Source organism: Hymenobacter sp. BRD128, assembly GCF_013256625.1.
In the GTDB taxonomy this organism is placed as follows: domain Bacteria; phylum Bacteroidota; class Bacteroidia; order Cytophagales; family Hymenobacteraceae; genus Hymenobacter.
In genome coordinates, this window is the sequence record NZ_CP053908.1 from 1,125,019 (window position 1) to 1,138,201 (window position 13,183).

Here is a 13,183-nt window from a genome sequence, read left to right on the forward strand (position 1 = left end):
TGCCCATAATTGCCTTATGTTATGGGTTAAAATACAACATTATCCTGCTTTAGGGCAATGCGCTGAATAAGTTGTTCCTTCGCCGGTTCTAGCGCCGGCCAAAGCCTACCGGCCGGGGCCGCTGGCCCAACAGGTAGTGCAGGGCTAGCCGGTAGCTTTCGAGCCCAAAGCCCGCGATGCTGCCCACGCAGTGCTTGCCGATGTAGCTGGTGTGCCGGAAGTCTTCGCGCCCGGCCAGGTTGCTCAGGTGCACTTCCAGCACGGGCAGGCCCGCGCCGGCCACGGCGGCCACGGCATCGCCCAGCGCCACGCTGGTGTGGGTAAAGCCGCCCGCGTTCAGCACCACGGCCTGGCTAGCCCCTTCCGAGCCGGCTTCGCCCCAGCCGGCGGCCGCGTGCAGGCGGTCGAGGAGCGCGCCCTCGTGGTTGCTCTGAAAAGCCGTGAGCGTGAGGTCGGGAAAGGCTTCCTGCAACTCGGGTAAAAAGTCGTCGAACGAGCGCGTGCCGTAGATGTGCGGCTCGCGGCGGCCTAGCAAGTTCAGGTTTGGGCCGTTGAGAATAAGGATATTCAAGGAAGTAGGGGGCTTGAGTACGCCGGCAAAGAACGTCATGCTTCACTGCGTGGACGCCAGCCACGCATGACGTTCTTTGCGGGCAGTAAGTAGGTGCTAAACAAATTTCCTCCGTGACCTGGCCGCAAGCAATCAAACAATTTGACGGGTACCTGCGCCTCGAAAAGTCGCTCTCGCCCAACTCGGTGGAGGCGTACTGCCGCGATGTGCGCAAGCTGCACCAGTGGCTGGAGTTTGAAAAGCTTAAGGCTGGCCCGCTGCAAGTAACTACGCGCCTGCTGCGCGATTTTCTGGCCACGCTCACCGATCTGGGGCTGTCCAGCACCTCGCAGGCGCGCACCTTGTCGGGCATCAAGGCCTTCTACGAGTTTCTCATCATGGAAGACCTGCTCAAAATCGACCCCACCGACACGCTGGAATCGCCCAAGGCCGGCCGCCACCTGCCCGACACGCTCTCGTACCCAGATATTGAGAACCTGCTGGCCGCCATCGACCTGAGCACCAGCGAGGGCCTGCGCAGCCGGGCGGTGCTGGAGGTGCTGTACTCGTCGGGCCTGCGCGTGAGCGAGCTGTGCGACTTAAAGCTGTCGAACCTGTATGTTGAGCAAGGCTTTATGCGGGTGCTGGGCAAGGGCAACAAGGAGCGGCTGGTGCCCATTGGGCGCGAGGCCGTGAAGCACCTGCATTTTTACCTGGGCGGCGTGCGCCAGCACCTCACCGTGCAGCCGGGCTGCGAGGATTTGGTATTTCTGAGCATGCGCGGCCGGCAGCTTTCGCGCATCACGGTGTTCACTGCTATCAAGAAGCTGGCCGAGCTGGCCGGCCTGCGCCAGACCATCAGCCCGCACACGCTGCGGCACTCCTTTGCCACGCACCTGCTCGAAGGCGGCGCCGACCTGCGCGCCGTGCAGGAAATGCTGGGCCACGCCTCCATCACGACCACCGAAATCTATACCCACCTCGACCGCGACTACCTGCGGCAGGTGATTACTGAGTTTCACCCCAGAAGTTGAGTAGCGAGTCAGTAGCGCGAACTTTGTAGTTCGCGTTCTTAAACGACCTTAACGGCCCGGGGACGCGAGCTACAAAGTTTGCGCCACTGCTTTGAAACCTATCTGCCTTGCCCTGCTAGGGTTATTGCTATTTTTATTACCCGTGCTGCTGCTGGGCCGCCACGGCTACGTGCTCATCCACGACAACCTGGACACCGAAATCAGCCTCGTGTACCTGCTCACCAAGCTGCACCTGGCCTTCGCCTACGGCCGCGACGTGGTGGTGCCTGAGGTGATGAACGGCATTCCGCGCAACGCCCTGCGGCCCGGCCTGAGCGCGACGGTGCTCGTATTCAGCCTTTTCCGGGATAATCCGCTGGCAGCCTACCTCGTGCATCAGGTGCTGGTGCGGGCGCTGGGGCTGCTGGCCATGTACTGGCTGCTGCGCCGCTACGGCCTAAGTCAGCCGGGGCAGCGTGGGCTGGCGGCGGCCGTGGCGCTGGCCTGGGCCACGCTGCCGCTCTACAGCATCTACGGCCTCACGGTGCTGGGGCAGCCGGCGCTGCTGCGCGCGGCCCTCGATTTGCGCCAGGGGCGCGACCGCTGGCTAGCCTGGCTGGTGTGCGCCGCGTTTCCGCTGTGGTCGATTTTTGTGTACGTGGGGCCATTCATCGCCGTGGTGTGGGGTGGCTTGCTGCTGCTCGACCTGGCGCGGCGCGGGCGGGCGGCCTGGGCTGGCACCGTGCGCGGCGCGGCGGGGCTAGCCCTGCTGCTGGCCATGTACGGGGTGGTAGAGTGGCCGCTGTTCTACTCGCTGCTGGTGGCCAGGCAATTCGTGTCGCACCGCGAAGAGTTTGATTTTGTGCGCCTGCTGCCGCACGGAGTAGGGGTGGGGCTGAAGGAAGCGCTGCGCTACTTCTGGCTGGGGCAATACCACGCCAGCCCCTTCTTTCGGGGCGTGGTGCTGCTGGCGGTGGGCGTGGCGCTGGCCCGGCTAGCCCCGGCGCGGCGGCAGGTGCTGCGCCGCCGCGTGGGTTGGGTGCTGCTGGCGCTGGCGGGCGCGTCGCTGTTTTGCGGGTTTGCGCCGCAGCTGGCCATGCTCTACCAAAAGCAGCTGCCCTTGTTGCACGCGTTCACGCTCACGCGGTTCCACTTTCTGATGTCGCTAACGTGGTTTGGCCTGCTGGCGCTGGCGCTGCGCGAACTGCCGGCCACGCCGGCCGGCCGCCGGCTAGCCTACGGGCTGGTAGCGTTGCAATTTGTGGTGGCCCTGCCGCTTAATGCGGAATACATTAATAATCTGCGTATCCTGGTGGGCCGGCCCAAAGCCGACGCGCCCAGCTACGCTGCGTTTATGGCGCCCAAGCTGTTCAAGCAGGCTAGGAATTTTATTTTCCGCCAAACCGGGCAGCCGCCCGCCGCCTACCGGGTGGTGAGCCTGGGCCTGCCGCCCGCCGTGGCGCAACTCAACGACTTCTATACCCTCGACAGCAACCAGAACAGCTACCCGCTGCCCTATAAGCACACCTTCCGGCCAATCGTGGCCGGCGAGCTGGCCAAAAGCCCCGCCCTGGCTACCTACTACGACGCCTGGGGCAACCGCTGCTACCTGATGGCGGCCGAGCTGGGGCGCAGCTACCTCATCGGCAAGCGCCCCCGCGCACCGTGCAGCACCTGGCCTTCGACGCGGCGGCCTTCCGGGCGCTGGGCGGGCGCTACGTATTCTCGGCCGTGCGCCTGGCCCACCCCGAAGCAAGCGGCCTGCGCCTGCTCGGGGTGTTCGACGATTCCGAAGCCTACTGGCGCCTGCACCTCTACGAAGCCGCTGGCCAATAGCCCGCTAGGCTGCGGCCGCCGAGCTGGTAGTATCGGCGATGGCGGGAGCCACAGCGGGCAGCCCGTTGCGGCGCTGGCATTCGCGGAGCCAAGTGGCGGCGTCTTCAGCGGAGGAAAATACCTGCACCTCAAAATGCTGCTTAAATGGGTCGCGCGCCAGCATCACCCCCAGGTCGGCCTCAGTGTGGGGCTGGGCCACGTGGGCTACGTAGCGCAGCCCCAGGCGGGCGGCCTGCGGGGCCCACACGCGTTTTAGCCAGGCTACCGAGTCAAACCACGGCCCCTGAATCTGGCTATTGTCGTTGAGTAGATAAAGCACTGGCTCTATTTGCAGCGGCTCCAGCGCCGTTAGGGCACCCTGCTCGGCATCGACGGGCGATATAAAGCCCTGCCAGGTGGTGCGCAGCCAGCGCTCGGCTGGCATGTATTCAGTAGTGCAATACGGCTGCCCGTTAGGGTGGCGCACTACGCGGGGTAAAATTTGCATCAGGTAAGAAAATAAGGGAAAAGAATAGTCAGCGAAAGACGAAAATGCGCCCTGGTCGGTTGCGGTTCCGGTTATGGTTTCTCTCAAGGCAGCCGGGCCTAAAACCGGCATTGCTGGCGTAGATTTGACCTTTCCGTTTGCCCACGCATGGCTACTAACAATTACCGTACCCCGCCCGGTGGCCCCGCTGCCGCTAACCGCCCAGGGCCACCAGCCGATGCCGGGGCGCCCCGCCCGGCGCGGGGCAATACGCCGCGCCCGGCCCCCGGCAGCACCCCGGCGCCCAGCCCGGCCAAAGCTACTGCCCCGGCCGGCCGCGCCCGGCCCCCGGTGCCGGCCGCCCCGCGCGGCCCCCGCCGCCTCGTGCCCGGCCTCGGCCAGCTCACGGCCTTGGTGCGCGACCGCCGCTTTCACCTGCTCATTGGCTTTGGACTGCTGCTCGGCTCGCTTTACCTTACCATTGCCTTCACCTCGTTTCTGCTGAGTGGCCGCGCCGACCAGAGCGTGGTGGCCGCGCTCGGCACCGTGCCGATAAAAGAAGCCGGCCAGGAATCGGGCAACTGGCTAGGCCTACTCGGGGCCTGGCTAGCCGAGAAGTTCATTTACCGGGGCTTTGGGCTGGCTTCCTACGCGCTCATTCCCATCGTCTTTTTCCTGGGCTATAAGATTGTATTTCGCCGGGCCAAAGGCTCGGTAAGCTACGTGCTGGCGCTGGGTCTGTTTACCATGCTCTGGGTCAGTGCGTTGCTGGGCTACGTAGTGGTGCAGCTGGCGCAGCCCGGCGCCGACCCGGCGCAGGCGGGGGCAGCCCAGGCCCACCGCCTCGACTGGCTGAGCGGCGGGGCCGGCTACGAGCTGGCCCTGTGGCTCGACTCGCTCATTGGCTGGGGCACGGTGCTGCTGCTGACTTTCGGGCTCATCATGTTTGTGGTATTTTTCTTCAATATCACGACGTTAAACCTCAACCTGGGTAGCAGCGACGACGAGGAAACGGACGACGAAACCGAGGCGGAAGCCAATTTGACGCCAGCGCCCGTGGCCAACCGCCCGGCTAAAGCGTCCTCCCCCAGTACCCCTGAGCCAACGGCCGCTATTCCGCTACCCACCCGCGAGCCTGAGTTCGAGCCCGCCCCGCGCCCTGGCCCCCTTAAGGCGCCGGTGCCCGCCCGCACCAGCTTCGAGGTAGTGAATGCGCCCGCCAACGAGCCCGCGGCTGCTGGCTCCACGCTCACTGAGGCGGGGGCGGCTACGGCCCTCGCCGTAGCGCCCGCCGCCCCGGTGCTGCCGGTGGCCGCGGCCACGGTGGCTAGCGGGCCGGCCTTCTCGTTCGAGCTGCCGGAAGCCGAGCCGGAAGCTGCCGCTGCCGAGCCGGTCGCGGCGAGCGTGCCCACGCCGCTTTCGCTGGCCGACCTGGCCGATGGCCCGCTGCCCGCGGTGGCTAGCCCCCGCCCGGCCCCCAGCGCTCCCAGCCAGAAGCTGGAGATAACGGTGCCTAGCCGCGACGACCTCGACCCCAACGCCGGCGCCGACATTGCGGCCGTGGCCGACGAGGACGAGAACGCCGATGCCATGCCCGACGTCAACTACGACCCCACGCTCGACCTCGCGCGCTACCAGTTCCCGACCCTGGAACTGCTCAACGACTACGGCGTGGCCAAGGCGCAGGTAACTAAGGAGGAGCTGGAAGCCAATAAGGACCGCATCGTCGAAACGCTGGGGCACTACGGCATTACCATTGCCAGCATTAAGGCCACCATCGGCCCCACCGTCACGCTCTATGAGATTGTGCCCGAGGCCGGCGTGCGCATCTCCAAAATCAAGAGCCTGGAAGATGACATTGCCTTGAGCCTGGCCGCGTTAGGTATTCGTATCATCGCCCCCATCCCGGGCAAGGGCACCATCGGCATCGAGGTGCCGAATACCAAGAAAGAGATGGTGAGCATCCGCTCGGTGCTGGGCTCGGAGAAGTTTGCCCGCACCGAAATGGACTTGCCGGTGGCTTTCGGCCGCACCATCACCAACGAGGTATTCGTGGCCGACCTGGCCAAAATGCCCCACCTGCTCATGGCCGGGGCCACCGGCCAGGGCAAGTCGGTGGGCCTGAACGTGATTCTGGCCTCGCTGCTTTATAAGCGCCACCCGGCCACGCTCAAGTTCGTGCTCGTTGACCCCAAGAAGGTGGAGCTCAGCATCTTCAATAAGATTGAGCGCCACTTCCTGGCCAAGCTGCCCGACACCGAGGAAGCCATTATCACCGACACCAAGAAGGTGGTGAACACGCTGAACTCGCTGTGCATGGAGATGGACCGCCGCTACGACCTGCTCAAAGAAGCCGGCTGCCGCAACCTCAAAGAGTACAACGCCAAGTTCGTCGAGCGGCGCCTGAACCCCAAGAAGGGCCACCGCTTCCTGCCGTTTATCGTGCTGGTAATCGACGAGCTAGCCGACCTGATGATGACCGCCGGCAAGGAGGTCGAAACGCCCATTGCCCGCCTGGCGCAGCTGGCCCGCGCCATCGGCATCCACCTCATCGTGGCTACGCAACGGCCTAGCGTGAACGTGATTACGGGTATCATCAAGGCCAACTTTCCGTGCCGGATTTCCTTTAAAGTGACCAGCAAAATCGACTCGCGCACTATTCTGGACACCGGTGGGGCCGACCAGCTCATTGGCCAGGGCGATATGCTGTTTTCGGCTGGTTCTGACCTTATCCGGGTGCAGTGCGCCTTCATCGACACGCCCGAAGTGGACCGCGTGTGCGACTACATCGGGGAGCAGCAGGGCTACGCCGATGCCTACCTGCTGCCCGAAGTGGCCGGCGCCGATGGCGACGAAGGCAGCGGCCAGGAAGAGCTGGACCCTAGCGAGCGCGACTCGATGTTTGCCGAAGCGGCCCGCTGCATAGTGCTGCACCAGCAGGGCTCTACCTCACTCATCCAGCGCAAGTTGAAGCTGGGCTACAACCGCTCGGGCCGCCTCATGGACCAGCTCCAGCAAGCCGGCATTGTGGGGCCGTTTGAAGGCAGCAAGGCCCGCGCCGTGCTCATTCCCGATGAGTATCAGCTTGAGCAGCTGCTGAATACTTTATCTAAATAAAGAAGTTGCCAGAAGGTGAAGGGAGAATTATCAACCGGATAATTCTCCCTTCACCTTCTGGCCCCGCTTTTGCGTATAGGCGATTACCCGGCCCCATTGAGCCGGGTTTTTCTTACCCCATGACCAAGCAATTCTCCCTGTTGGCACTGGCCGCTAGCCTGGCCCTGCCCGCCGCCGCGCAGCAAGACCCCAAAGCCGGCAAAATCCTCGACGCGGTGAGCGCTAAGTACACCGCCCTCAAGTCGTTTCAGGCTAGCTTTACCCAAACGCTGGAAAACCCTGCCGCCAAGCTCAAGCAAAACCTGAGCGGCGAGGCGACCGTGAGCGGCCAGAAATACCACCTCGCCACGAGCGGCCAGGAAATTATCAACGACGGCAAAACGACCTGGACCTACCTCAAAAACGAGAACGAGGTCAACATCACCGAGTCGGACCCCACCAACCAGGATATGTCACCGGCCCAGATGTACACTATGTACAAAAAGGGCTATAAGTACACCTACGTGAAGTCGCTCAAGGATGGCGGCGTAACCAGCGACCTCATTGAACTATCGCCGGAAGACCGCAAAAACGACGTGTTTAAAGTGCAACTTATCGTGGGCACGGCCGACCACGCCATCCACAGCGTGAAGACGTTTAAGAAAAACGGTACCCGCACTACGTTCACTCTCAAGAACTTCAAGCCCAATGTGCCGGTATCGGCCACGTCGTTTGCCTTCGACAAAAACGCCCACAAAGGCGTAAAGGTGGTAGACCTGCGCTAGGAGCAGCTTTTTGCTGTAAAACGGAGTGGTACTTCGTTTCTCGTCGAGCAAGTTGTTCGCGCAGAAACGGAGTACCACTCCGTTTTACATTTGCTGCTATGCGCGAAGATTTTCTGCACTACGTCTGGCAGCACCAGTATTTCGACAAGGCTGACCTGCGCACCACTACCGGGGAGGAAATTCAGGTGCTGCGCCCCGGCCAGCGCAATGCCGATGCCGGCCCCGATTTTCTGAATGCCCGCCTGCGCCTGGGCGAGGTAGAGTGGAACGGTGCCGTCGAGATTCACTTACGAGCTTCCGATTGGCAACGGCATAATCATCAAGTAGATGCCAAGTACGACCAAGTGGTTTTGCACGTCGTGCTCACGGCCGATGCCGACGTGCGCCGCACCAACGACAGCCTCATTCCGGCCCTGGCGCTAGCCCCGCGCCTGGCCCCCGACCTGCTGGCCCGCTACGCGGCCCTGGTGGCCGCGCCGCCCGCCGCAGCTCTGCCCTGCGCCCCGCTACTAGCCCAGGTGCCCCAGCTCGTGCGCACCATGATGACGGAGCGCGCCTTATTAGAAAGAGTGGAGCGCAAGGCCGATGCAATTGCCGAGCTGCACGGCCACCTGAGCCACGACTGGGAGGCCACCACCTACCACGCGCTGATGGCAGCCTTCGGCTTCCAAAAAAACAGCGAGCCGCTGGCTAGGCTAGCCAAGGCCGTGCCGCTGCCCGTGCTGCGCCGCCATCGCCACGACGCCCGCCAGCTCGAAGCGCTGCTGTTTGGGCAAGCTGGCTTTCTGATTGAAAACGAAGAAACTGCGGGCGATGCTTACCTGGCCGACCGCCGCCAGGAGCACGAGTTTTTGCGCCACAAATACGGGCTGGCCGAGGCCGCGCTAGCCGCCCATGAGTGGAACTACCTGCGCCTGCGGCCCGCCAACTTTCCGGCCGTGCGGCTGGGGCAGCTGGTGGGCCTGCTGCACCGGCGCCCGGCGCTGTTTGATGCGCTGCTCACGGCCCAAAGCGTATCGGCGCTCACCGAGTTTTTTGCCGGCGCGCCCGCGCCCGACTATTGGCGGCAGCACTTCCGGCCCGGCCGGCCGGGCAAGGTGCCCGCGCTGGGTAAGAGTAGTATCGAGCTGCTTATTACCAACGTAGTCGTGCCGCTGCGCGTGGCCTACGCCCGGCACGTGGGCCAGCCCGCGCTAGTTGAAAGCAGCGTAGCGCTACTAGCCGAGTTGCCCGCCGAGCACAACCAGTTTACCGACCTCTACCAGGAACTGGGCTTCGAGCACCGCACCGCCGCCGACTCGCAGGGCCTGCTGGCCCTGCATAAGGGGTACTGCTTGCCGCGTCGCTGCCTGCACTGCGCCATCGGCGCGCGGCTGGTAGGCGGCGCCGAGCCCCGCCTGCGCATCAGCCGATGAAGTTAGGCCTGATGATTCTGCTTAATGCGCTGTTAGTAAGCTTCTTTCTGTATTGGCTGCGGCGCGAATACCGGCGGGCTGGCCCTGGTTTACGGCCCTGGCTGCTGCCGGCGCTGGCGTGGCGGCTGCTGCTCACGGCCATCAGCAATAATTATCCTGGCCCCGATGCCCGGTTGCTGCTGCAAAAAAGCAGGTACTTCGTGGATGATTTCTGGGCACAGCCTGCCGCAGCATTTACCCTTTGGCAAAGTAATCATTTTCAGGCCGCTGGCGAAATAATTTCGTTCTATACCTGGTCGAATACGCTGTATTTTCTCAAGCTGCTGGCCCTACTCAATCTGGCCGCGGGTGGCAGTGGCTGGCTGGCTGGTCTATACCTGAGCCTCGCATGCTTTGCGGCTTGCTGGGTGCTGGTGCGCGGGCTGGGGCAGGTTTTTCCGCTAGCCTCGCTGGCTGCTGCGGGCATAGCCTTTCTGGCCTGGCCTACGGTAATATGGTGGACCAGTGGCCTCACCAAGGAAACGCTGCTGCTGGGGGCGGGTGCCGGGGTGGTTGCCCTCGCGCTGCCCGCCATTTATGGCGTACCCAGTGGCGAGCCACTGCGGCTAGGCCGGCGCCTTGGGCAGCTGGCAGTGGGCTTGCTGCTAGTATGGGTAATGGTTCGGATACGTTTGTTTTTTGCCTTGCCGCTGCTAGGTGGGCTCCTTGCCCTTGCCCTGGTGCGCTTGGCCACGCGGCGCGGCTGGCTAGGGGCCGGCTGGCAGGCCCAGGTGGGCGGACTCCTGGTGCTCTTGGTGCTGGGGACTGGGCCGGCCCTAATAGGTGGCAATAAGGTTTTGAGCATAAAGTTTTTGATGGATGAAGTTGGCCGCAATTACCAGCACGGGCTACGCACCTCACCCGGCCGGCCGCACCTGGAATATGCCGACTGGCAGCCCACGCCGCTAGGGTTGCTCCGGCACGCGCCGCTGGCGGCCGAGCAGGTGCTGACCCGGCCCTGGCTGGGTGAGTCGAGCCAGCTGCTATACGTGGGCGCGGGCCTGGAAAACCTGCTGCTACTCGGCCTGCTGGGGCTAGCGCTGGTGGCCGTTTGGCGCGGCCGGGCCGGCCGGCTGCCGGCTGCGCTGGTAGCCTTGCTTATAATCTATTGCCTGCTGCTGGCCGCCTTCATCGGCCTGAGTACCCCCAACCTGGGCACCCTGAGCCGCTACCGCACGGCGCTACTGCCGTGGCTGCTGCTGCTACTGCTCCAAAACGACTACGCCCGCCGCCTGTTAAAAAGGGTAGGGCAGTGGGTCGGCGTAGCCTAGCGGCCCTTCCCTGGCCTCGGTCGTACCTTTGTCTACTTATGGAAAATCCCGTTATCATTCTGGGCGCGCAAGCCATTGGCACCGCCGCGCTGGATGCTTTTTTATCGAATGACGTGGTCGTGTATTGCCTGCTCGACGACGACCCCAAGCTGCACAACACCGAGCTGCTCGACGTGCCCGTGATGGGCAATACCGACGATGGTGAGCTGCTGAAGCTGCTGGGCAAAAAGTGCGAAGTATTCGTAGCTACTGAGGATGCCGCCAGCCGCCGTAGCCTCACCAAAATGCTGCGCGATGAGTATGAGGTGGTGCCCGTCAATAGCATCCACCAGCGGGCCAGCGTATCGCCGCACGCCGAGCTGGGCCACGGCAACTACGTGGGCCCCAATGCGGTAGTAGCTGCCACCGCCAAAATCGGCGAGGGTGTTTTGCTAAGTCCTAATGCCGTGGTCGAGGGCCAGGCTACCGTGGGCGACTACGCCCAGCTCGGCAGCGGCGCCCAGATTGGGGTAGGAGCCAGCGTGGGCGCCAATGCCTTTGTAGGTGCCGGGGCCGTGCTGGTGGCCGGCGTGAAAGTGGGCGACAAAGCCCGCGTGGGCGCCGGCTCGGTGGTAGTGGCCGACGTGCCCGCCGGCCAAACGGTATTCGGCAACCCGGCCAAGCAAGTATGAGCGAAGCTATGAGTTAAAAGTTATGAGTTATGAGTTTCCAAGCTAGAACTCCACTCACAACGGCTAACTCATAACTCATAACTTTTAACTCATCACTCAAAAATGTACCAAGTCCTTCTTTATTACTGCTATACCCCGCTCGAAAACCCCGAGCAGTTCCGCGACGAGCACCACCGCCTGTGCCTCGACCTGGACTTGCGCGGGCGCATCATCGTGGCGGCCGAGGGCCTGAACGGTACCGTGTCGGGCACCCGCGCGGCCTGCGCCGCCTACATGGCCGCCGTGCAGGCCGACCCGCGTTTTGCGGCTCTGGAGTTTAAAGTTGATGAGGTGGCTAGCCACGCTTTCCAGAAGCTGCACGTGCGCGTGAAGCCCGAAATCGTGCACAGCAGCCTGCACCACGTGCGGCCCCACGAAAAAACCGGCCAGCACCTGAGCCCCCAGGAATTCAAGGAGTTGAAAGACCGCGACGACGTGGTGGTGGTCGATGTGCGCTCAGACTACGAGTATAACCTCGGCCGCTTCAAAAACGCTGTGACGCTGGATATTGAGAACTTCCGCGACTTTCCCGAGCGCGTCGAGCGCCTGGAACAGTTCAAGGACAAGAAGATTCTGACGTACTGCACCGGCGGCGTAAAATGCGAAAAAGCCACCGCCTTCCTGCTGGAGCAGGGCTTCGAGAATGTGTACCAGCTGCACGGCGGCATTATCAAGTATGGTATTGAGGCCGGCGGCGAAGACTTTGAGGGGCAGTGCTACGTGTTCGATAACCGCGTGGCCGTAGATGTCAACCGCGTGAATCCCAGCGTTATTTCGCGCTGCCATCACTGTCAGCAGCCCTCGGCCAGGCTCATCAACTGCGCCAACCCGCACTGCAACGCCCACCTGCCACTGTGCGAAAGCTGTGGTGAGCAGCTGGCCGGTGCCTGCTCCGAGGCCTGCGCCGCGCACCCCGACAAGCGCCCCTACGACGGCACCGGCACTTACCCCAAGCAAAGCAACCATTATACCCCCGCGCAGGGTCTGGCTTCCTACCGGGGCTAGCATCCTGCTCGTCTGTCAGGCCGAGCCTGCGCAGCATCTGCTCACCGCCAAACGATTTTGTGCTGGCAAAGGTGCTGCGCAGGCTCAGCCCGACAGGTATTCCTTATTAGTAACATGATTCCCGAATCCGAGCTCATCCTGAACGCCGACGGCACGATTTACCACCTTAATCTGCTGCCCGACCACATTTCTGATATCATTCTGACCGTGGGCGACCCGGCGCGGGTGACGCAGGTAAGCCGGCATTTCGACTCTATCGAGTTTGAGGGCGCGCACCGCGAATTTGTGACCCACGTGGGCTATTACCGGGGCAAGCGCCTCACGGTGCTGAGCACCGGCATGGGCACCGATAACATCGACATCGTCATGAACGAGCTCGATGCGCTGGTTAATATCGACTTTATGTCGCGCACGGTGCGCCCACCCGAGGAGCGTCTGAGTTTGCGCATCATCCGGCTGGGCACCAGCGGCAGTTTGCAGGCCGATGTGCCGGTGGGCTCGCTCCTGGCTACCCAGCACGCCGTAGGCCTCGACTCGCTCATGCAGTTTTATCCCCTGGTCGAAACCGGCCTGGAAACGCAGGTAGCCAAAGACTTGCAGCAGTCGCTAGCCCTGCCCTTTGCACCCTACGTGGTGCGCGGCTCCGACCTGCTGCGCGAGCAGCTAGCCGCCGACCTGGTCATCGGCAACACCGTGACCTGCCCCGGTTTCTACGGCCCGCAGGGCCGCCGCCTGCGCCTCGACCTGCGCCAGCCCGACTACATGCAGCGCCTCCAGGAGTTTCGCCACCAAAGCCCCGAGGGGGATTTCCGCCTTGCCAACTTCGAGATGGAAACCGCCGGCTACTACGCCCTGGGCCAGCTGCTGGGCCACGAGGTGCTCAGCCTCAACGCCATTGTGGCGAACCGCGCCACCGGCGAGTTTACCAAAAATGCGGGAGAAGTCGTGGACCGACTTATTGCCCGCACGCTGGCTCTTATTTAAATCGTGGGTCAGC

The 13,183-nt window shown here is 63.1% G+C and carries 10 protein-coding genes and 1 pseudogene; 10 read left to right on the forward strand and 1 reads right to left on the reverse strand.

The window, feature by feature from the left end; all coding sequences use genetic code 11:
• Window positions 1–88: 88 nt before the first annotated feature.
• Entirely contained in the window at window positions 89–610 is a 522-nt protein-coding gene (locus tag GKZ68_RS05075) for a type II 3-dehydroquinate dehydratase (RefSeq protein ID WP_254244172.1), read from the reverse strand.
• A gap of 74 nt (window positions 611–684) precedes the next feature.
• On the opposite strand from GKZ68_RS05075, the gene xerD reads away from it, so the two are divergent.
• The 10 genes and pseudogenes from xerD (at window position 685) to GKZ68_RS05120 (ending at window position 13,170) form a co-directional block, all read left to right on the forward strand.
• The gene (gene xerD, locus GKZ68_RS05080) at window positions 685–1,584 is read left to right on the forward strand and encodes a site-specific tyrosine recombinase XerD (protein ID WP_173111461.1); all 900 of its coding nucleotides are present in this window, start codon (window positions 685–687) and stop codon (window positions 1,582–1,584) included.
• A gap of 91 nt (window positions 1,585–1,675) precedes the next feature.
• A pseudogene (locus GKZ68_RS05085) lies at window positions 1,676–3,205 on the forward strand (DUF6044 family protein); the annotation flags it as partial.
• A 23-nt stretch (window positions 3,206–3,228) separates the two neighbouring features.
• Entirely contained in the window at window positions 3,229–3,399 is a 171-nt protein-coding gene (locus GKZ68_RS22585; RefSeq protein WP_367949224.1) for a DUF6044 family protein, read from the forward strand.
• A 634-nt stretch (window positions 3,400–4,033) separates the two neighbouring features.
• Complete coding sequence (locus tag GKZ68_RS05090; protein WP_173111467.1) at window positions 4,034–6,982, forward strand: DNA translocase FtsK; 2,949 nt, start codon at window positions 4,034–4,036, stop codon at window positions 6,980–6,982.
• A 119-nt stretch (window positions 6,983–7,101) separates the two neighbouring features.
• Window positions 7,102–7,746, forward strand: a complete 645-nt coding sequence (locus GKZ68_RS05095) for an outer membrane lipoprotein carrier protein LolA (protein WP_173111470.1) — start codon at window positions 7,102–7,104, stop codon at window positions 7,744–7,746.
• Window positions 7,747–7,844: 98 nt separating this feature from the next.
• Complete coding sequence (locus GKZ68_RS05100) at window positions 7,845–9,161, forward strand: DUF2851 family protein (RefSeq protein ID WP_173111473.1); 1,317 nt, start codon at window positions 7,845–7,847, stop codon at window positions 9,159–9,161.
• Window positions 9,158–10,471: a hypothetical protein gene (locus GKZ68_RS05105; RefSeq protein WP_173111476.1), complete on the forward strand. Its 1,314-nt coding sequence runs from the start codon at window positions 9,158–9,160 to the stop codon at window positions 10,469–10,471. Before GKZ68_RS05100 ends, GKZ68_RS05105 begins: the two co-directional genes overlap by 4 nt.
• Window positions 10,472–10,509: 38 nt before the next feature.
• Complete coding sequence (locus GKZ68_RS05110; RefSeq protein ID WP_173111479.1) at window positions 10,510–11,142, forward strand: NeuD/PglB/VioB family sugar acetyltransferase; 633 nt, start codon at window positions 10,510–10,512, stop codon at window positions 11,140–11,142.
• 102 nt (window positions 11,143–11,244) lie between these two features.
• Window positions 11,245–12,186 (forward strand): rhodanese-related sulfurtransferase, encoded by a 942-nt coding sequence (locus tag GKZ68_RS05115; RefSeq protein WP_173111482.1) that lies wholly within the window; start codon window positions 11,245–11,247, stop codon window positions 12,184–12,186.
• 114 nt (window positions 12,187–12,300) lie between these two features.
• Window positions 12,301–13,170, forward strand: coding sequence for a nucleoside phosphorylase (locus tag GKZ68_RS05120; protein ID WP_173111485.1), 870 nt, complete (start codon window positions 12,301–12,303; stop codon window positions 13,168–13,170).
• Window positions 13,171–13,183: the final 13 nt, after the last annotated feature.

Bases quoted from the DNA above. Each gene is read 5' to 3' on its own strand.
- GKZ68_RS05120 (WP_173111485.1), top strand. From the start codon at position 12,301: ATGATTCCCGAATCCGAGCTCATCCTGAACGCCGACGGCACGATTTAC.
- GKZ68_RS05110 (WP_173111479.1), top strand. From the start codon at position 10,510: ATGGAAAATCCCGTTATCATTCTGGGCGCGCAAGCCATTGGCACCGCC.
- GKZ68_RS05100 (WP_173111473.1), top strand. From the start codon at position 7,845: ATGCGCGAAGATTTTCTGCACTACGTCTGGCAGCACCAGTATTTCGAC.
- GKZ68_RS05090 (WP_173111467.1), top strand. From the start codon at position 4,034: ATGGCTACTAACAATTACCGTACCCCGCCCGGTGGCCCCGCTGCCGCT.
- GKZ68_RS05115 (WP_173111482.1), top strand. From the start codon at position 11,245: ATGTACCAAGTCCTTCTTTATTACTGCTATACCCCGCTCGAAAACCCC.
- GKZ68_RS05095 (WP_173111470.1), top strand. From the start codon at position 7,102: ATGACCAAGCAATTCTCCCTGTTGGCACTGGCCGCTAGCCTGGCCCTG.
- GKZ68_RS05075 (WP_254244172.1), bottom strand. From the start codon at position 610: ATGACGTTCTTTGCCGGCGTACTCAAGCCCCCTACTTCCTTGAATATC.
- GKZ68_RS05105 (WP_173111476.1), top strand. From the start codon at position 9,158: ATGAAGTTAGGCCTGATGATTCTGCTTAATGCGCTGTTAGTAAGCTTC.